This is a genomic window from Bacillus sp. FSL M7-1345, assembly GCF_038006985.1.
Lineage (GTDB): Bacteria > Bacillota > Bacilli > Bacillales > Bacillaceae_G > Bacillus_A > Bacillus_A cereus_U.
Genome location: NZ_JBBOWG010000001.1, coordinates 1,434,937 through 1,455,451, shown reverse-complemented (window position 1 = coordinate 1,455,451; position 20,515 = coordinate 1,434,937). Strand labels below are relative to the sequence as shown.

The window sequence follows — 20,515 nt, the reverse complement described above, 5'->3', positions numbered from 1 at the left end:
TACCTATTATTAAGTAGTTTTTCTTAAAAAGTCTGAAATTCGTAAAGATTACATAATCAAAATGAATTCTATAAAATTTTTAACTCTGCTGTTAACCTATGAAATGCTTCCTTATCTTGCTTATCCAAAGCTTCATCAATTTGTTTCAAAAGACGCTCTCTTCTAAATGAGAATACACTTTCTTCTAAAAATCGTTCTGCAAGCAATCGATCTTTTTCATTCACTTCAATATGCTTTGGCAAATATGGATTTTCTTCTAATACAGCTACATAGTTTGCATTTTGGAACGATGATTTAAAATTAAGCTGAATATAAATATCCTCATCTCGATTCAAACGAATATCATGAAACGACTTTTCTGCATCTGTTGTCATTACATTTTGTTTAAAAAAGTGAAACGGTGTGTCTTTCACACAATTCGCTGACATTACTAAGCCACGCGGACAATATTTTGCATGTTCTACGAAGTGGACTTTATGCATTAATTGATCGTGACTCATTAAATAATTCAAAATCCATACACATTCACGCTGTTTCAGTTGGTAATTATTCAAAAACCATTTTACAAAATCCTTCTTCTCGTTTACAGAAACAGGGGTATTCATAGCGATTAAGTCCCTCCTCTGTCTTGCTCTTTTCTTTTTAGATTCAAGAAGCGGCATTCAGTTTCCTTCCAACTTACGAAAAATCCTCTAAATTATATAACAATTCTTCAATATGAATTTGTGTCGGGTCTAGTTGTATTAACTGCGTAAATACTTCTTTCGCCTCTTTTCGCATTCCTTCTTCTAATAAGAAATAACCGTACTCTTCCAAGAAATCTGGATGATTCTTAAAAGAAGTATATGCACTTTCATAGTGTTTTAATGCATCCGAATACATTTCTAATTGTTTTTTTGCAAATGCAAGATCCCAAAGTAGTTGTGTATCTGGTTCTCCACTGTCAATTGTACGCTCTACAACTGCAATTAGCTCTTCGTATTTCTCTTGTTCTTTTAAGATATACGCATATTTTAATGTCGCACCTAAATGTCCCGGATCTAGCTCCAGCGCTTTTTGAAGCACTTCTTCTGCCTCCGCTATTTTACCTAATTTCGCCGCAATATTCGCTAATTCTACATAGAAAGGAACAGAAAGCTCATCTACTTTAATTCCTTCTTGAAGTGTTTCATAGCTTTCTTGAAGCATGCCTTCTTTTTCATAGCTTTTCGCTAAATACATGTATAACGATGCGTACTCAGGATCTAATTCTTTTAATTCTTGCCAAGCACCAATTGCTCTTTGATATTCTTCCCCTTGGTATAATGTGAAGGCATATCCAAATAGTGAGTGAATATCTTTTTGCTCTTCTAACCCCGCCTCATAGTAAGAGATTGCCTCTTCCCAGTTTCCAATAGCACTTAAAGTTTCTGCTAGACGAAGCGCAATGACAACACCGCCCATAACTTTATGTTCTGCTAGTAACGATTCATAATAAGTGATCGCCTTTTTCTCTTCACCTTTACTACTATATAATTCTGCTAACCCAAACGTAATAACAGGTTCGTCTGGCATCATTTCTTTCGCCTTTAATAGTTTTTGTTCTGCTACATCATCAAAACCTTGCATTTGGAATAAATCTGCAACAAGTAATAGCGATTGAACATATAGATCATCATTTTCTGGAATATCATGAAGCACTTCAATCGCTTCATCTTCTTTATCTAAATCAATATATAATTCTGCTAAAAATAATGTAAATTCACTTTCTTCTGGATATAACAAGCGTAAATCATCAATAATTGCTAACGCCTCATCCATAAACCCAAGTGTATGATAGTAACGAGCGATATCATACTTCTCTTCATCATTAGCAACTCGTAGTTGTTCTTTTAATAATTGTAATCCTTTTTCGGCTTCACCGTTTTCAATATAAGAAACAGCTTGTTCAAACTTTTGCATAAACGTCTCCTTTAATTCAAAAAATATTCTCTTCTGTTCATTTATCATAAGCAACTAGGTGTAAGAACGCAACCTTTTGAGTGAACTACCTCTTCCTATATTTGCTCTTATAGCGCAGCTAATTGTTCGAAAAATTTCGGATACGATACAGCGACCGCATCACTATTCTCTATTTTCACTTCTCCATCTATAATACACGATGCAATTGCAAGCATCATCCCAATACGATGATCGCCGTGACTATTAACAGTATTTCCTTTTAAACTTTGTTTACCATATATAATCATACCATCTGGTGTAGGTTCAATCTTCGCGCCTAATTTGCCTAATTCATCTACAACCGTATCGATACGGTTTGTTTCTTTTACTTTTAACTCCTCAGCGTTTTTAATAACAGTAATTCCTTCTGCCTGCGTTGCCAATAAAGCAATTACAGGAATTTCATCAATTAATCTTGGAATAAGAGTTCCACCAATTTCTATTCCTTTTAGTTTAGATGTTTCAATCGTAATATCTCCGCACGGCTCAAACTCTTCATTTCTAATATGATTGATAGAAATAAGTGCACCCATCTTTGTTAATACATCTAAAATCCCTGTTCTCGTCGGATTTAAACCAACGTTTTCCAATACAAGCTTACTATTTTGGACAATTGCACCAGCTACTAAGAAAAATGCCGCCGAAGAAACATCTCCTGGAACTTCTATGTCTGCACCTTTAAGTTGTTGTCCGCCTTGTAATGAAACGGTCCGTCCATTAACATCTACGGTACAACCAAATGCACGTAACATTCTTTCCGTATGATCACGAGATTGCATAGGCTCTGTTACTGTAGTTACGCCTTCCCCTTGCAAACCCGCAAGTAAAACTGCTGACTTCACTTGTGCACTCGCTACTGGTGAATGATAATGCATACCTTTTACCTTACCACCGCGAATAGATAAAGGTGTATATTGTCCGTTTTCTCGACCATCAATTTGAGCATTCATCTTACTAAGCGGGTCTGTAACACGTTTCATAGGACGTTTTCCAATTGATGCATCCCCAATTATCGTACTATGGAACGGCGTATTTGCTAAAATTCCAAGCATCAGACGAATAGTCGTCCCTGAATTTCCCACATCTAATACTTCTTTCGGTTCTTGCAAATTTGCTAATCCTTTACCATAAATCGTGACATCGTTCCCACTCTGTTCAATCTGGACACCTAGTTTTTGAAAACATGCAATTGTACTTAAACAATCTTCTCCTAATAAAAAATTTGATACTTTCGTCGTCCCTTCCGCTATCGCTCCAAACATAACAGAGCGATGTGAAATAGATTTATCTCCTGGAACAACAATTTTCCCATTCAAACTATTTTTTCTTCCTACTAGTTTCAAACTGTATCCTCCTCACATTTTAAATAGTTTATATGTACAATAGTTCTTCTTATACGTCTACTTCTATTGTAACGTTTTCTTTCTTGAACGTGCAAACAACTCCCCTTATTGCAGTTCAAATGAAAAAGGCTCCTGTTACAGGAGCCTTCACCATTTCTTAAGAATACGTTTCTTCTTTCTTCACTTGTTCTTTTACAAGTTCCGTAAGTAATTCAATAATCTCATCATTTTCTTCTTTTAATCCAACAGTAATACGAATACCATCATGCATACCAAATGCTGCACCAGAACGAACGATATATCCTTTTTTCATTAATCGTTCGAAAGCTTCATTACCAGGTATACCGAGTTTCAAGAAAATGAAATTCGTTTGAGATGGATAGTAGAATACGTTATATTCCTTACAAAATGCATAATATTGATTTAATCCTTCGGCATTTTTCTTCACACACTCTTGTAAAAACTGTTGATCCTCTATTGCCGCTACTGCTACCGCTTGGGCGATAGTTGATGTGTTAAATGGTAGTCTTGCTACCTCTAGCTGCCCAATAAGCTTTGCATCCCCAATCGCATATCCAATACGAAAAGCAGCTAATCCATATGCTTTTGAGAATGTGCGTAGCACCATAAGATTTTCGTACTTTTCAAGAAGGGGTAATGTTTGCGGATAATCTTCTGCCCCAGCATATTCATAATATGCTTCGTCCATAATAACGAGCGCTGACTTTGGAACTGATTCTAAAAATGAAAGTAATTTTTGTTTTTCTACATATGTACCTGTCGGATTATTCGGATTACAAATCCATACAATCTTCGTTTTCTCATCTACTTGCTGTAACATTGCATCTAAATTGTGAATACCATTTTCAAGTGGTACTTCCCGAACTTCCGCTCCTTCAATAACAGCATGATGATAATATTGTGAGAACGTAGGATTCGCCATTACAACATTTGTTCCGTTATGTAGCAAAGCGCGACTAATCATTTGAATGACTTCATCTAACCCGCTACCAAATAAAAGTTGTTCCGCTTTTACACTTAAATGCTCTGCTACTTTCTCACGAAGCTCAAAAGCCGCCCCGTCCGGGTAGAGTGCATATTGATTGGCTAACGAAGTTAATGCTTCTGTCACACGCGCAGAGCAGCCAAACGGATTTTCATTCGATGCTAACTTCACAATTTTTGACAATCCATATTCTCTTTTTACTTCTTCAATATTTTTCCCAGGTACATATGCTCTCAAAGTTAACAATTGCTCTTTTACTCTCACTTTTATTCCCCCAGTCATTGATATGATTTATAATTCCTTACTGTCATCTTTCATCATAACCGTCACCATTACGAGAATACCTTTAAATATGCATTTCATGCCTGTTCTACCAACTTTTTTAGACCATATCCTTTTGAAATGCTTCTAACGCAATATGAACAGTCTCATCTGAAATAGATACGACATTCACTCCCCCATATTCCTGCATAAGCACCATATGAATTGTTCCAGCATTTGCTTTTTTATCTTGTTTCATCAACTGAACGAGACGTTCTACATTCAAGTCACTTGGCATTTTTGGATAACCGTATTTCAAGAACCACTGCTTCATTTCTTCATAAGAAAGATCAATTTTGTACACTTGCTCACTTAAAAACATGGCAAATAGCATACCAACCGCTACTCCATCACCGTGAGTAATATTTCCATATCCTAACTCTTTTTCAAGAGCATGTCCTAACGTATGCCCAAAATTTAAATGGGCACGTACACCTTTTTCTGTTTCGTCTTGCGACACAATATTCGCTTTCACAGGAATCGCCTTCGTTAATATATGAATTAACTTTTCATCACGAAGATCCGTTAATGTTTGCACTTCTGCTTTTAACCAATGATATAGCTCTACATCACCAATAAGAGCATGCTTTATCACTTCTGCATAACCTGATCGCCACTCTTTTTCAGGAAGTGAATGTAAAAATGGCGTATGATATACAACAGCTTCTGGCTGATGAAACGCTCCAATCATATTTTTTCCTAGTGGATGATTAATTGCTACTTTCCCGCCTACTGCGCTATCATGAGCTAATAAAGTCGTTGGAACTTGAACAAAGCGAATACCACGCATAAACGACGCGGCAACAAATCCAGCCAAATCTCCAATCATTCCGCCTCCAAGTGCGATGATTAAAGAATTTCTATCTAATTTATTTTCAAGAGCCGAAGTGTGAGCCTCATAGAAATTTTCAAAAGACTTCTCTTTTTCGCCACTCGGTACAACAAACGAAAATACTTTTTGCTCTACTTGCAATGCATCAACAACTGTCTGTAAATGCAGTGATGCAACAGCTTCATCAGAAATAATCATTATGTTAGATACAGCAGGATTCATTTTTTGAATAAGCGTTGTTAAATGTAACAACGCCTCCCTTCCAACATGTACATCATATTCTTTTGATTTCGTTTGAATATGTATGTTCTCCATTAAAATCCCCTCGCATATTCATTATGTTTCTCAATATTTTCACGTATAAGATCGATACGATCCAATCCAAATTGTTCAATTAAAGCTGTCGCGAGCTCCCAAGCGACAACAGCTTCAGCCACAACGCTAGCTGCCGGTACTGCACAACTATCTGAACGTTCAATACTCGCTGTAAAAGGTTCTTTCGTATCAATATCAATACTTTGAAGCGGTTTATACAATGTCGGTATCGGTTTCATAACACCGCGCACAACAACCGGCATACCAGTTGTCATGCCACCTTCTAATCCACCTGCATTGTTCGTTTTTCTTCTGTATCCTTGCACTTCATCCCAAAGGACTTCATCATGTACTTCACTTCCGGGTCTATGTGCTGCTTCAAAACCAATTCCAATTTCAACACCTTTAAAAGCGTTAATACTCATAATTGCCGCTGCTAATTTTGCATCTAATTTTCTATCATAATGTACATAGCTACCTACTCCGATTGGCATTCCTTCTACAACTACTTCAACAATACCACCGATAGAATCACCATTTGCCTTCGCATCATCAATTGCTTGCATCATCTTTTTACCGGCCTTTTCATCTAAACAACGTACAGGAGATACTTCTGTAGTACTTTGTAATTCCTCAATAGAGTTATATGTGATATTTTCTGCCTGTACACCACCAATCTCGACAACATGTCCCGCTACTTGTACACCTAATTCCGCTAATATTTTTTTTGCAACTGCACCAGCTGCAACACGAACTGTCGTTTCACGTGCGGAAGAACGCTCTAATACATTCCTCATATCTCTATGACCATATTTAATCGCACCATTTAAATCTGCGTGTCCAGGTCTAGGTTTCGTAACTTGCCTTTTCATTTCTTTCTCTTCCTGCTCAGTTAACGGCTCTGCACCCATAACCTTTGTCCAATGTGTAAAATCACGATTTTCAACAACAAGTGCAATCGGGGACCCCATAGTCTTCCCATGCCTAACACCACTTACAATTTGCACTTGGTCTTTCTCAATTTGCATGCGTCTACCGCGTCCATATCCTTTTTGTCTTCTAGCTAATTCTTCATTTATATCATTCGCTACTAAAGATAATCCTGCCGGAACACCTTCTAAAATTGTCGTAAGTTGCGGACCGTGGGATTCACCAGCTGTAATATATCGCATACGTTATTCCTCTTTTCGCATATGTATTTATCCCGCTACATAAAGTAACTATATTATCTTCCATCACTCTTTAAAATACAAAGAAATTATATAGTAAATCGAGTATTTGCTTTCCCTACTTGTAATTATTCTATTATTTTCATAATAATAGACCTTTTACTTTACATACCAATATATCATAACAGTCCTAACTTCGTAACTGATCGAAATAAAAAAAGTGCAAGAAGAATACCCCTATTCTTCTTGCACTTTTTACTATTATCACAGTTATTAAAGCGTTTACAAATTATTTCAAAATAATTAGTAAATCCATTGATTCATTAATTTTGAGTAGTCTACTAATTCTTCTTCCTTAAAGAAAATAGCAATCTCGCGCTCTGCACTTTCTAAAGAATCCGAACCGTGGATAATGTTTTTCGCAACAGTTACACCGAAATCTCCGCGAATTGTTCCCATATCAGCTTCATGTGGGCGTGTTTTACCCATCATATTGCGTGCTGTATCTACTACATTTTCACCTTGCCATACCATTGCGAATACAGGTCCAGATGTAATAAAGTCTACTAATTCACCAAAGAAAGGTCTTTCTTTATGCTCACCGTAGTGTTGTTCAGCAATTTCCGGAGTAACTTGCATTAATTTTGCACCAACTAATTGAAAGCCCTTTTTCTCAAAACGAGCTACGATTTCCCCAATGAATGCACGTTGTACACCGTCTGGTTTTACCATTAGAAATGTTTTTTCCATAAAAAATCTCTCCACTTCTGAATTATGTATGTAATTGTATATCCCCACACACATAGTAACACCCTTATCACAATTGTGCAATAGTTTTGAAATAGAGAGATTATTTTATTTTTTAGAAAAATCACTAAAATTTTCGTTTTCCAATATACTTTGCAACATTTTGCAACGCGTACTTCGCCTGTCCACGAGGGAGTGGTTTTATTATTTCTAATGCTTTATGTAAATAACGTTCACTAAACGAAAATGCTTTATCAATAGCTTCGCTCGCTTTAATATCATCAATAATTTCTTTCATTTCACTTGCTGTTGTATTTTCATGCACAGATGTAATTTTCTGACGAAGAACTGGATCTTCCATGGCATACAAAACAGGTAATGTAATGTTACCTTGTAATAAATCACCACCAGCAGGCTTTCCAAGCTTCTCTTCTGTCGATACGAAATCTAAAATATCATCAATAATTTGATAAGACATACCAACAAAATATCCATACCAAAATAGACGATTTACAGTATCACGATTAGCACCAGCAGCAATCGCTCCCAACTGACAACTCGCGGCGATTAACAATGCTGTTTTTCGTTTTATCCTTCTTAAATACGTTCTTAAATTTTGATCATAGTTATACTTATCTTTAATTTGTTCGATTTCACCTTTACAAACTTCTAAAATTGTATGAGACAACGCTTGATGTGCATCTGGAATTTCTATATTTGTTATACATTCAAGAGACTTCGCAAACAAGTAGTCTCCTGTATACATTGCAATACGATCTCCCCATTTCGCATTCACTGTTGCGCTACCGCGTCGTAAAAACGCAGCATCAATGACATCATCGTGAACAAGCGAAGCCATATGAATAAGTTCTAATGCAACCGCAACATGCTTAATTGCATCTAACTTATAATCCCCAAATTTCCCTGCAAGCAAAACAAAAACAGGGCGAATCCGCTTCCCACCTGCTTCAATCAGCTGTAATGCCGCTTCTTCTACTAACGGCTGCTCAGAAGCAACTGTCTTCTTCAATTCTTTTTCTATAACATTAATATCCGATCGTAAAAAAGAGTACATAAGTTGTAACTTCATATTGTTCACCTTAACCTAAAACGTCTTTTTTCTTTTTTGATTCTGGTTTAATACCTAAATGCATAGCTGCTACACCAAAAGTAAATGGTTTCACTTGCACATTCTTAAGCCCAGCTTCTTCAAACATATTTGCTAACTCTTTCATCCCTGGGAATGTACTAGCAGATTCCTGAAGCCATGAATATTCTTTATAACTTTTCGCAAACATCTTTCCAAATAACGGCATGATATATTTAAAGTATAAGACATATCCTTGACGAAAACCTATCATCGTTGGTTGGGATGTTTCCAGGCAAATTACTTTTCCACCAGGCTTTACTACACGCGTCATTTCTTTTAATACTTGCATGTAATCCGGAACGTTACGTAACCCAAAACCAATCGTTACATAATCAAATGTATTATCTTCATAAGGAAGTTCCATTGCATTTCCATGCATAAGTTCTACTTGCTTTAATTCTAAAGCTTCTACCTTTTGTTTACCGACAGCTAGCATATTTTCGCTAAAGTCTAAACCGTAAACCTTCCCATCTTCCCCTACAGCTCCCGCTAGTGCAATTGTCCAATCTGCCGTCCCGCAGCATACATCAAGTGCTTTACTCCCAGGTTTCACATCCATAATTCGCATCGTTTCTTTACGCCATGCCTTATGCCTTTGAAAACTAATTACAGAATTCATCACATCGTATTTATCAGAAATTTTCTCAAATACGTCATGTACTCTTTCTTCTTTTGATTGTTGCATGCTCGTACCTTCTTCCAATGTAAAGTTGCTTATGTCCTTGATTTATCTCTTAACATAGAAATTATCTCATTAACTTCTGTATGATTCTCTAAAAAATTTTCTTCCTGCTTTCTCATTTCCATAAGCCATTCATTAATAACTGTTTCTAGATTTTTATCGTCATCCAATGAAATTTTTTGGACCGCTTGAAAAACAGGTGAATTTTGTTTATCCGCATACAATTGACACTCTTTTTGAAGACGATTTTTTCCTAACACATAAGTTATATATGGTTTCCAATTAGATAAATGAAAATGATCACATGTTTTTTGCAAAAGCGCAGATTCAATTATTACTACACTTTCCATTATGTCTTGAATCGCCACATGTGCTTTTTGATATAGCATAATTTTATGTTCATTAATCTCCTTAATTCCTTCAGCAAGTGCACGAATTAAGATAATATCACAATTCATTGACAATAAGTAATAGTATAGACCACTATAATAATCCCCTGCAAGAACTGTCAATTGACGACGCTTATGGAATCCACTCGTCTCTTCGTTTGCTTTATTTGATACTTTTTCATGTGTATCAAGAGCAATTTGTACAAGCATAATCGTTACTACATAATGATCAATTTGTTCTTTATGTATATTTGCACTTTTTAATGCACCGTATAACAGCGCTATTTTTTCTTCATCAATAAATGGTTCTTCAATATAGTTTATAAAATAAGGATGGCGTAATTTCTCCATCAATTTCTCTTTAATACCCGCATACCCTCCGTAGATGTCACACACAAAAAATCACCCTTGTTTTCTAATTCATAAAATTTATTATAACACATACATTCTATTTTCTATAATCAAAACTTGGCTACTTCTGCCAAACTGCCCCCGAATAAAGCCTCACCTTTCATTCATACGAGTTATCTTCGTCTCTAACAACTACAAACATTCATTTCCACAAAAGGCAGAAGTAATTTTCACCCTTTATATTCTTGCTCTTTAACACTAAAACTATATCATTTTTTTGTATATAAAAAAAAGAAAAGCAGTTTCCCGCTTTTCTTTACTTCGTCTTAATAAACGATAAAATTTCACTACGTGCTGCTGCATCATTTTCTAACACGCCGCGCACCGCAGTCGTTATTGTTTTCGCACCAGGCTTTTTCACACCACGCATCGTCATACACATATGCTCTGCTTCTACTACTACCATTACACCATGCGGCTCTAGTACTTCCATAATAGAGTTAGCTACTGTTGATGTAATTCGTTCCTGTAGTTGCGGACGACGCGCAATTGTGTCTACAGTACGGGCTAATTTACTTAGCCCTGTTACTTTTCCACCTTGCGGAATATATGCAACGTGAGCAACTCCATAAAACGGAACAAGATGATGCTCACACATCGAATAGAATGGTATATCTTTTACTAATACAAGCTCTTCGTGGTCTTCTCCGAATACTTTGTGTAAATGCTCTTTCGGATCCTCATGCATCCCTGAGAATACTTCTGCGTACATTTTCGCAACACGTTTCGGTGTATCAAGTACTCCCTCGCGATTTGGGTCATCTCCGATTGCCTCTAAAATAAGACGTACTGCATGTTCAATTTGTTCTAAATTAACTTTTGCCATCCGCTAGCCCTCCCGAAAAACCTAAAAGTGATACGAACACATTCTAGCATATTTATGTTTTTAAAAGCAAAAAGAAGAGTTTCCAAAAAGGAAACTCTTCTTCCCTGTTAATATGTAAGGATTATTTAACCGCATCTTTTAACGCTTTACCAGGTTTGAATGCAGGTACTTTACTTGCAGCGATTTCAATCTCCTCACCTGTTTGTGGGTTACGACCTTTACGAGCCGCACGCTCACGAACTTCGAAGTTACCGAATCCGATTAGTTGTACTTTATCACCTTGTTTTAAAGCTTCTAAGATAGAATCAAAAACAGCGTCCACTGCTTTTGTTGCGTCCTTTTTAGAAAGGGAACTTGCTTCTGCAACAGCATTGATTAAATCTGTCTTGTTCATGCCATTCACCTCCTCCCAAAGATAAGACTGTATAATGATCATAAAATGAGTCTTACTTTCATTTGTAGGCAATTTTTGCAAATTCTATACTACAAAGATGTAGATAAATCATTATCAACGCCTATATTATACGATTCTCCTTTATAATTCAATATTTTTAAGGAAATTGTTACTCTTAAAATGTGAATTTCTGATGAAACTTGACAATTTACAACAAAATATTAGATAATGGCTGTTTATTTTTCTATTACGAACTCAAAAAGAAAAAAATCCCTCTGCAATTAGAGGGATTTTTTTCTTATAATATAATCGCAATTAATCCGCCAGATCCTTCATTAATAATTCTTTCTAGCGTTTCTTTTAACTTATAACGAGCGTTTTCTGGCATTAGTGATAACTTCGCTTGAATTCCTTCTCTAACAATAGAGCTAAGAGAGCGCCCAAATATATCAGAATTCCAAATTGATAGCGGGTCATCTTCAAAATCTTGCATCAAGTAACGAACTAGTTCTTCACTTTGTTTTTCAGTACCGATAATCGGTTCAAATGTTGATTCTACATCCACTTTAATCATATGAATAGACGGCGCAACCGCTTTTAATTTAACACCGAACCTTGAACCGTGACGAATAATTTCCGGTTCATCTAAGCTCATATCAGCTAATGCAGGCGCTGCTACTCCATATCCGGTTTGTTTTACCATCCGCAGGGCATCCGCCACTTGGTCATACTCTGTTTTCGCATGAGATAAATCGAGCATAAGCTTCAATAAATGATCTTTCCCTCGAATCTCTACTCCTACTACTTCTTTTAAAATTTGATCATACAATTCATCTGGCGCATATAAATCAATCTCTGCCACACCTTGCCCCATATCAATGCCAGCTAGACTTGCTCGATCAATAAATTCATATTGACTAAACTGCCAAACGACACGGTCCACATCACGAAGACGTTTTATATCCTTTACAGTCTCTTGAACCGCTTCCTGATAACTTTGGCGTAACCAATGTCCTTCATTTAGCACCATTACCCAGCTCGGAAGGTTTACATTCACTTCTAAAACCGGGAACTCGAATAACGCTTCTCGAAGTACGTTATACACATCTGTTTCTCTTAAACTCTCTACACTCATCGCAATTACTGGGATATCATATTCTTCTGATAAACTTTGACGTAACTGCTCCGTATCTGGATGATATGGCTGTACAGTATTGATAATCATAATGAAAGGCTTTCCTACTTCTTTTAACTCATTTACAACGCGTTCTTCTGCCTCTATATAATCTCTTCTTGGAATTTCACCAATTGTTCCATCTGTTGTAATAACGACACCTATTGTTGAATGCTCTTGAATTACTTTACGTGTTCCGATTTCTGCAGCTTCATGGAATGGAATAGGCTCTTCATACCAAGGAGTATTAATCATGCGCGGACCATTCTCATCTTCATATCCTTTTGCTCCTGGAACCGTATATCCAACACAATCTACTAATCGAATATTCACTTCAAGACCTTCATCTACTTCGATAGAAACCGCTTGGTTTGGAACAAACTTCGGTTCCGTCGTCATTATTGTACGACCAGCAGCACTTTGAGGCAGTTCATCCTGCGCTCTTTGACGGTCTGACTCATTTTCAATATTGGGAATAACAACAAGTTCCATAAACTTTTTAATAAATGTTGATTTCCCTGTTCGAACAGCTCCTACAACTCCAAAATAAATATCACCGCCTGTGCGTTCCGCAATATCTTTAAAAATATCTACCTTTTCCAAGTGATTCCCTCCCTCAATATTTTTGGGAATAATTCCACGTTTATAGTCAACTAATACCTTCTCTAACGTTGCCTATAATATCTGATATAATATAATGGTATTCTAGAAGTTCGGACAATATATCATATAATTTTGTCCAATTTCATATGACTATTTAAAAATACCTTTTGTTTGCATCGCAAGTTGTATAACATAAAAAACCTTTCTTCTAGAACTTATTCACTAAAAGAAAGGTTCATGACTTATGATTTTAAAAAAATTGGTTCTCCATTTTTTACTGTGTACGGCAAAGAATATGCAGGAACAAACGGGGAATCCTTCGATAGTATACTCCGGATATCTTCGCCTTCTTTAAATTGCCCTTCATTTTTTTTCAACACTTCATATAAGTCGATTCTATAATCAACAAACAATTCTCCTTTTTCATTGATTACAAGAGGGAGACCTTTTCCTGAGTACGGACTTGTCACTTGTGGTACATCTTTATATCCTAGTTTTTTGAAGTCTAATTCATAAACACCATCTGTAATCACTTTTTTAAAAGGTGGATATTGATGTTCATCCCGATACATCCTTAGCTTCAATGCCACTTCTTGAATTTGTTCCGCCATTCTCACATCAATTAACTTTACTGTCGGATTTTTTTCAACATCTATTAATACATATTGATATACTCCACCACTTTCATACGCATTCCCTGGCGCCTCTTGTATGTACCTTGGAGCAATTTTTTGAAAATCAATTGGATACTTCTGATAAATCGGCGTACTCATATCACGCGTCTTAATTGGTAATAAACCATCCGTTTGCTCCTTATATGTATTAATGGCTTTTTGTACAACTTGCAACTGGTCTTCATAAGGAATAGCACTTTGTTTCATATTTTCTCTTGGATACATACACCCTGTTAAAATGCTCATGCAACAAAATATTAAAATAATATGGATTTTTTTCACTGACAATCACCTTTTCATGCTAGTATGGACTGTTGCTTTTGTAACATTTACCGACTACACATCCTTTATTGCTCAATAGGGCCACTAAATACAACAAGGAAAATAACAATTCCCGATACAATCATGAGGGTGTACGCTACTAAAGCTGTAATCCCTTTCAAAAATTTATTCTTCATTTTATGCCTACTCAATAAAATAAAACTTACTGCAAGAAACATAAATCCAATTGCCCCTAAAGCAAACCACATTTTCATAAGTCCTTCCGACATATATACACCCCTTTACTTTCAATCTATTTTTATACTATTTTAACAAATTAAAATCTTTAAACAAATAAAAATCATCATTTTTCCGTGAATTGATGATTTTTATTTAAAATAATAAAACCGAAGCACGAAATGATGCGCTTCGGTTGACCAAATATGCCCTTAACAGCTCTATTCCCATTCTTTCATAACTATCATATGCATTCTCTAAACTCTTTGTTTCTCATAATTTATTTTTTAAACATTTTACTTAACGAACCAAAATCCGCCGGCATATTATTATTAATAATCGCTTTTACAATTTGATCCTCTTGCTCTTTCGGCACTTCGCGTCCTGCCATTAGAGCAACTTGATGAATCAATTGGCGAAGCACTGTCTCGTCACGTAAGTTCGCATTTTGAACAGACGACGCTAATTTAAAAATATCTTCTTTGTTCACTTTCGCTTCTTTTTCAATGTTATTAAAAATGTTGTTATCCATTCTTTTCACCCTCTCCTCAAGTTACTCTTCATCCTATGCAGAGATGAAAAATTGGTGAAAAGACCCATAAAAAATAAAAAACGGTAGAAGTACGAAATGTACTTCTACCGCTTTCTTTATAACAAATCAGGTATCGCTTCAACTTCATGTTTTCGAACACGTCCCATCAATGAGCCTACTGCATCTTTCACATTATTCCCATTGAACAGCACGTCATATAAAGCAGCTGTAATCGGCATTTCAACTTCCATTTTCTCTGCCAATTCATGAGCAGCTTTCGTTGTTCTTACACCTTCTACAACCATACCCATACTTTCTAGCACTTCTTCTAAAGAGTGCCCTTTTCCAAGCATATTTCCAGCGCGCCAATTTCGGCTATGCACACTTGTACAAGTTACAATTAAGTCTCCCATACCAGTTAGACCAGCAAACGTTAACGGATTTCCGCCCATTTTTCTTCCTAAACGAGCAATCTCTGTTAAACCACGTGTCATTAATGCCGCTTTCGCATTATCACCTAATCCAAGCCCGTCAGATATCCCCGCAGCTAGTGCAATAATATTTTTTAAAGCACCACCAAGTTCAACTCCAACGATATCTGGGTTTGTATATACACGGAAATAGCTATTCATAAACAAATCTTGTACTCCCTCAGCCGCTTCCATACGCTTTGCTGCAGACGTAACAGTTGTCGCTTGACGCAATCCAACTTCTTCAGCGTGACTCGGCCCAGATAGTACAACAACATCCTTAATCAAGCTCTCTGGAATTTCTTCCTCAATCACTTCCGAAATACGTTTTGACGTACCTGGTTCGATTCCTTTACTTGCATGAATCCAAGTAATTGGCTCTGTAACAATTTCTTTCATCTCTTGCAATACGTCTCGGTACGCTTTCGTCGGTACTACTAGCAGTACTGTATTTACATCTACTAATGCTTCTTCTAAAGAAGAGTAGGCTACGATTGTGCTTGGCAATGTAATCCCTGGAAGATATCTACTGTTCTCACGCTTCGTATTAATTTCATTCATGAGTTCAGGACGGTTTCCCCAAATACGTACATCATGCCCATTGTCAGCTAATACCATCGCTAACGCTGTTCCCCAGCTACCTGCTCCTATTACTGTGATTTTTGTCATAAAATCACATCCTCTCCATTAGTCTCTTGCTCTAGCGATAATGTGAATCGGCGTTCCTACAAAACCGAACGCTTCACGTAAACGGTTCTTTAAGAAGCGCTCATATGAAAAGTGCATTAATTCTGTATCGTTTACAAATATAACAAATGTTGGTGGTTTTACCGCAACTTGTGTCGCATAGAAGATTTTCAGACGGCTACCATTATGTGTCGGCGTTGGATTCATCGCTACCGCATCCATAATTACATCATTTAATACATTCGTTTGTACACGGATGCTATGGCTTTCATTTACCTCATTGATAACCGGTAATAACGTTTGTGTACGCTTTTTCGTTTTCGCAGATAAGAATACAATCGGTGCATACTCTAAAAATTGGAAATGAGCACGGATGTTTTCTTCAAATGCTTTCATTGTTTTTTCATCTTTTTTCACTGCATCCCATTTGTTTACAACGATAATAACAGCTCGTCCTGAATCATGAGCATATCCAGCGATTTTTTTATCTTGCTCAATAATTCCTTCTTCTCCGTCTAAAACGACTAAAACAACGTCAGAACGTTCAATCGCTCTAAGTGCACGAAGTACACTATACTTTTCTGTACTTTCGTATACTTTCCCTTTTTTACGCATACCAGCTGTATCGATGATTACATAATCTTGATCATCTTTACTATATGGTGTATCAACAGCATCACGTGTCGTTCCCGCTATATTACTTACAATTACACGTTCTTGACCAAGAAGTGCATTTACAAGTGATGATTTCCCTACGTTTGGACGTCCAATTAAAGAGAAACGGATTGTTTCATCGTCATACGCTTCTTCTTCAATCTTTGGAAAATGATTTGCAGCTTCATCTAACAAATCACCAAGTCCTAAACCGTGTGTACCTGAAATCGGGAATGGCTCGCCAAATCCTAATGCATAAAAATCATAAATATCACTACGCATGTCTGGATTATCAACCTTATTTACCGCAAGTACAATTGGTTTTTTAGAACGGTATAAAATTTTAGCAACTTCTTCATCTGCTGCAGTTACACCATCGCGACCATTCGTCATAAAAATGATAACATCCGCTTCATCAATCGCTACTTCCGCCTGTTGACGAATTTGTGTCAAGAACGGCTCGTCTCCAATATCAATTCCACCTGTATCAATAATGTTAAACTCATGATTTAACCATTCTCCCGCACTATAAATACGGTCTCGCGTTATACCTGGTATATCTTCTACGATTGAAACTCTTTCTCCAACAATTCTATTGAAAATAGTAGATTTCCCCACGTTCGGGCGGCCTACTATCGCTATTACTGGTTTCGGCATATACTTTCATCCTTTCAACTTGCTTCTGTTTATTATGTAAAAAACCCTTCTTTGTGCAAGAAGGGATTTGCATTCCAGAATATTTCTCAACGTATCAAAACACCTCACATTATACCACACGTTACTAATGTTTCACAATAATATATACATTATCTTGTAAGCGATGTGCAATACCATCTAAAATAGCCTCTAAATTATTTGCAACAAATTCCAGTTCCTCTGTCGACTCGCAAATAAATAAAGGGGCACCACCTGCAAATTTCTCTGGCGTTGTTGTAATGACTGCGAGAATAACACTTTCTAACATCATCTCTTATCTCCCCTTCCTTTCGGAGCTTCTGATGACATATGAACAGCACTCTCTAATGTTGGTACATTTCCGATTACCCCTATCGCTTTTTCTGCATCTTGATCTTGCGGCAGAACAAAAATCCCAACTCTCCCATCCTCTAAATCACGCTTCGCTAACGGTACAAGTGCCGGCGTTCCAGAATCTCTATATATTCCTAAAGCAACCGAAACATCATGTAAAATAGCTTGCCGTTGTCCTAAGTTTGAGATTGTAACCATCGCATCTATCGATTTCGGTTTTAAAATAAATCCCATTCCATATTTCATAATTTCTTCTTGCCTTGCTGGCAATCCAATATTCATAATGTAAATATTATCAATATAAAGTCCCGCTCCTTCAAAACGAAGTGGAACGTGCTCTATTTCTACAAGGTCATGAAGTCTTTTACCTGACATTAATTTTTTCGCAATGAAAAAACTTACTATACCAGTAATTACCCCGGCAATCCATGAATCGAATCCTATATACGCAAACGTTGTTACAAACGACGTTAACATCGCCAAGTAGTTACGACTTTCAAATACTAATGCAATTCCTTCAATGTATGTATTACCACGTGGTACGAGCTCATATCCATCTAATTGTTGAAGCGTATTTCTTTCCATATTGCGCACATCACGAAATTGCGTCGCTGCTAACGTAAGAAATGTAATTGCAGAGAAATCTTTTTTCAAAACAGACGGAATCGCAATTGCTCCTAAGGCAGCCGCAATTAATCCCATCGCGATATGAATAATTTTCCCGTGAAGCCTCGTCGGATATTGCCTCGTATCGGTACGAAGCATTAACAACCTAGTTATTGTACCTGCAATTACGCCACATAAAATAGCTGGTGTATATTCAGTCATGCATTACCCTCGCCTTTCTTTTACGTGTTTTCCTCTTAAATTGTTCCATATATACTGATGCTTTCGTAATCCAAAGTAAAATCGCCATAAATAAAGTGGAAACAGCAGCAACATCTAAAAAAGCTAAACTGCCATATTCATAAGGAAAATGTAATTTACGAAAAATAAGCGTCACCAACAATTCACCTTGTAACATCCCTATATATAAGGAGCATAATCGTAATATGCGATCCCCGTGCAATAAAACCGATGCATACACAAGTGCACCACTTAACAGCAACAACCTATCAACCACAATCCAAATTGGATCATATACTTCTAACAAATGAAAGCTTGTATATAACATTGCAATAATAAGTGCCGAAAGTAAGGTATATAATTTTTTCCAAATAGAATATAACGTGATGCCTACAAAAGAAATAATACAAAGCAAAAGGGCATTTACCGATATCGTGAAAGACGCAATCGTCACATTTAACGGAGAACAAATAATAAAAATTAATATACAAGCACTTATCTTCCAACGAATAGATTCTTTTTTCATAAAAAAGGTCACGACAATCCACCCTATCCAAGCAACAAAATAAAAAGTACTCCCATCCATCACTTCACCTCCTATGTTTTCCATTATGGGAACTTTTTATGAAAGTTAATCCCCCTTTTCTTTGTGCATAGTTTTTCTCATAACAGCAAAACTTTTAATAAGGAGGTGTAACTCACAATGGGTAAAGATCGCCAAGAACGAAAACTAAGAGAATCACGCCGCGTTGAATCTGATCGCGACCAATCACTTCAATATCCCGGTGCAACAAGTCTTGATACACCGGAGCAAGCTCGAAAACAGAATCAGCATTAAATAAAGTGAAACTTCAGCGGGGGTATCCATCCACACTGATTATTAGCCCACAGCAATCGGGCTTTTACGGGCAATACAAAAAGACGGTTTCGATAATGTACGAAACCGTCTTTTTACACAATTATTTTATTTCTACTCGTCATATAATTCTTTTGTTTTCGCATTATAAACCCTATCACTTGATGAGGCATCAATCGTAACTATACCTGTTGGTTTTTTAGAATATGTAAGAACATAATACGTATGAAGAGAAGGATTTTTACTCTTTACCTCAACACGTACATAATCCGTCTCTCCTATTTCATTTAACTTTCGCTCAACCTCTTTTTTCACGCCTACAATACCTTCTTTTTCCTCTTTAATTTCCCTACTCACAATGGTATTTCCTTGATCAGAAAGTAATACTACTTCAGCATTACTTAAACCCACTTCATTTGGTATATTAAAATAGTAATTCACATGCGAATCTTCCGATGGATTTTTGTCTTCTCCTAATTCCCTTGGCAAAATTAGTGCTTCTATTCCACTTCCTGCATTCACCATTGGATTCCTATACAATTTATTCCCGACTGCGATTGCAATATTCGCCGTTTTAATTGTTGATTGTACTGTTGTTGAACTAGAATCCCCTTCTCTTACATTTGAAGTTAATGAAATTTCAATCTTTTTATTATATGCAGAAATCGCTGTATCTTCTCTTATATTTCGTGCATGGATATTAACATCTTCACTATTATATGTAATGCGTCCTATCGTATTTTTACTATTTGAAGATACATTATCTCCTTTTTTATTAACATCCTCATCCCCTAAATTACCGTAAATTTTTTCTTGTTTATTTTGATTCTTAAATAACAATCTCTTATCTTGTTTTATCGCTAACCAGCTATATAGAGAGGAATACTTTCTTACTTTTGCCATATTTCTCTCCACAAACATGGCAAA

The 20,515-nt window shown here is 36.5% G+C and carries 23 protein-coding genes; 1 reads left to right on the top strand and 22 read right to left on the bottom strand.

Translation table 11 applies throughout. From position 1 onward, the window contains the following. Positions 1-68: 68 nt before the first annotated feature. From MHB76_RS07595 to MHB76_RS07495, 21 genes are all read right to left on the bottom strand, one after another. Positions 69-605 carry a ReoY family proteolytic degradation factor gene (locus tag MHB76_RS07595; protein ID WP_002086615.1) on the bottom strand — a complete coding sequence of 179 codons (537 nt, stop codon included), beginning with the start codon at positions 603-605 and terminating at the stop codon, positions 69-71. A gap of 73 nt (positions 606-678) precedes the next feature. Continuing rightward, complete coding sequence (locus MHB76_RS07590) at positions 679-1,941, bottom strand: tetratricopeptide repeat protein (protein WP_002202607.1); 1,263 nt, start codon at positions 1,939-1,941, stop codon at positions 679-681. Positions 1,942-2,048: 107 nt separating this feature from the next. Further along, entirely contained in the window at positions 2,049-3,323 is a 1,275-nt protein-coding gene (gene aroA, locus MHB76_RS07585) for a 3-phosphoshikimate 1-carboxyvinyltransferase (RefSeq protein ID WP_002158587.1), read from the bottom strand. Positions 3,324-3,480: 157 nt separating this feature from the next. Next, entirely contained in the window at positions 3,481-4,593 is a 1,113-nt protein-coding gene (hisC, locus tag MHB76_RS07580) for a histidinol-phosphate transaminase (protein ID WP_016104331.1), read from the bottom strand. A gap of 118 nt (positions 4,594-4,711) precedes the next feature. Next, positions 4,712-5,797 (bottom strand): 3-dehydroquinate synthase, encoded by a 1,086-nt coding sequence (gene aroB / locus MHB76_RS07575; protein WP_340986115.1) that lies wholly within the window; start codon positions 5,795-5,797, stop codon positions 4,712-4,714. Next, positions 5,797-6,969, bottom strand: coding sequence for a chorismate synthase (aroC, locus tag MHB76_RS07570; RefSeq protein ID WP_078174414.1), 1,173 nt, complete (start codon positions 6,967-6,969; stop codon positions 5,797-5,799). Before aroC ends, aroB begins: the two co-directional genes overlap by 1 nt. A gap of 300 nt (positions 6,970-7,269) precedes the next feature. Further along, positions 7,270-7,716 carry a nucleoside-diphosphate kinase gene (ndk, locus tag MHB76_RS07565; RefSeq protein WP_002064527.1) on the bottom strand — a complete coding sequence of 149 codons (447 nt, stop codon included), beginning with the start codon at positions 7,714-7,716 and terminating at the stop codon, positions 7,270-7,272. A gap of 124 nt (positions 7,717-7,840) precedes the next feature. Further along, positions 7,841-8,803, bottom strand: a complete 963-nt coding sequence (gene hepT, locus MHB76_RS07560; protein WP_002011823.1) for a heptaprenyl diphosphate synthase component II — start codon at positions 8,801-8,803, stop codon at positions 7,841-7,843. 10 nt (positions 8,804-8,813) lie between these two features. Then, complete coding sequence (gene menG / locus MHB76_RS07555; RefSeq protein ID WP_078174415.1) at positions 8,814-9,548, bottom strand: 2-heptaprenyl-1,4-naphthoquinone methyltransferase; 735 nt, start codon at positions 9,546-9,548, stop codon at positions 8,814-8,816. A gap of 29 nt (positions 9,549-9,577) precedes the next feature. Next, the gene (locus MHB76_RS07550; protein ID WP_002117667.1) at positions 9,578-10,330 is read right to left on the bottom strand and encodes a heptaprenyl diphosphate synthase component 1; all 753 of its coding nucleotides are present in this window, start codon (positions 10,328-10,330) and stop codon (positions 9,578-9,580) included. 271 nt (positions 10,331-10,601) lie between these two features. Further along, the gene (gene folE / locus MHB76_RS07545; protein ID WP_001151479.1) at positions 10,602-11,171 is read right to left on the bottom strand and encodes a GTP cyclohydrolase I FolE; all 570 of its coding nucleotides are present in this window, start codon (positions 11,169-11,171) and stop codon (positions 10,602-10,604) included. A 121-nt stretch (positions 11,172-11,292) separates the two neighbouring features. Then, a complete protein-coding gene (locus tag MHB76_RS07540) occupies positions 11,293-11,565 on the bottom strand; it encodes an HU family DNA-binding protein (RefSeq protein ID WP_001043860.1) in 273 nt (90 codons plus the stop codon). A 298-nt stretch (positions 11,566-11,863) separates the two neighbouring features. Beyond that, complete coding sequence (spoIVA, locus tag MHB76_RS07535; protein WP_000416521.1) at positions 11,864-13,342, bottom strand: stage IV sporulation protein A; 1,479 nt, start codon at positions 13,340-13,342, stop codon at positions 11,864-11,866. A 242-nt stretch (positions 13,343-13,584) separates the two neighbouring features. Continuing rightward, positions 13,585-14,298: a hypothetical protein gene (locus MHB76_RS07530; RefSeq protein ID WP_002158592.1), complete on the bottom strand. Its 714-nt coding sequence runs from the start codon at positions 14,296-14,298 to the stop codon at positions 13,585-13,587. Between the two features lie 65 nt (positions 14,299-14,363). Then, positions 14,364-14,567 carry a DUF2768 domain-containing protein gene (locus MHB76_RS07525; protein ID WP_002011815.1) on the bottom strand — a complete coding sequence of 68 codons (204 nt, stop codon included), beginning with the start codon at positions 14,565-14,567 and terminating at the stop codon, positions 14,364-14,366. 227 nt (positions 14,568-14,794) lie between these two features. After that, positions 14,795-15,046 (bottom strand): stage VI sporulation protein F, encoded by a 252-nt coding sequence (locus MHB76_RS07520; protein WP_000369753.1) that lies wholly within the window; start codon positions 15,044-15,046, stop codon positions 14,795-14,797. Between the two features lie 116 nt (positions 15,047-15,162). Then, positions 15,163-16,185 carry an NAD(P)H-dependent glycerol-3-phosphate dehydrogenase gene (locus tag MHB76_RS07515; RefSeq protein WP_002011813.1) on the bottom strand — a complete coding sequence of 341 codons (1,023 nt, stop codon included), beginning with the start codon at positions 16,183-16,185 and terminating at the stop codon, positions 15,163-15,165. A gap of 18 nt (positions 16,186-16,203) precedes the next feature. Next, the gene (gene der, locus MHB76_RS07510) at positions 16,204-17,514 is read right to left on the bottom strand and encodes a ribosome biogenesis GTPase Der (RefSeq protein WP_002011811.1); all 1,311 of its coding nucleotides are present in this window, start codon (positions 17,512-17,514) and stop codon (positions 16,204-16,206) included. Between the two features lie 124 nt (positions 17,515-17,638). Further along, positions 17,639-17,824 (bottom strand): capping complex subunit for YIEGIA, encoded by a 186-nt coding sequence (locus tag MHB76_RS07505; protein WP_002086624.1) that lies wholly within the window; start codon positions 17,822-17,824, stop codon positions 17,639-17,641. Beyond that, on the bottom strand, positions 17,821-18,714 hold the full coding sequence (locus tag MHB76_RS07500; protein WP_002086625.1) for a YIEGIA family protein: 894 nt from the start codon (positions 18,712-18,714) through the stop codon (positions 17,821-17,823). Before MHB76_RS07500 ends, MHB76_RS07505 begins: the two co-directional genes overlap by 4 nt. Further along, positions 18,707-19,318 carry a YphA family membrane protein gene (locus MHB76_RS07495; RefSeq protein WP_002158597.1) on the bottom strand — a complete coding sequence of 204 codons (612 nt, stop codon included), beginning with the start codon at positions 19,316-19,318 and terminating at the stop codon, positions 18,707-18,709. Before MHB76_RS07495 ends, MHB76_RS07500 begins: the two co-directional genes overlap by 8 nt. A 117-nt stretch (positions 19,319-19,435) precedes the next feature. Here MHB76_RS07495 and MHB76_RS07490 point away from each other — a divergent pair, with 117 nt between their 5' ends. Beyond that, positions 19,436-19,570 (top strand): YpzI family protein, encoded by a 135-nt coding sequence (locus tag MHB76_RS07490; protein WP_000513901.1) that lies wholly within the window; start codon positions 19,436-19,438, stop codon positions 19,568-19,570. Between the two features lie 132 nt (positions 19,571-19,702). Here MHB76_RS07490 and MHB76_RS07485 read toward each other — a convergent pair whose 3' ends face one another. Beyond that, positions 19,703-20,491: a hypothetical protein gene (locus MHB76_RS07485; RefSeq protein ID WP_078174416.1), complete on the bottom strand. Its 789-nt coding sequence runs from the start codon at positions 20,489-20,491 to the stop codon at positions 19,703-19,705. Positions 20,492-20,515: the final 24 nt, after the last annotated feature.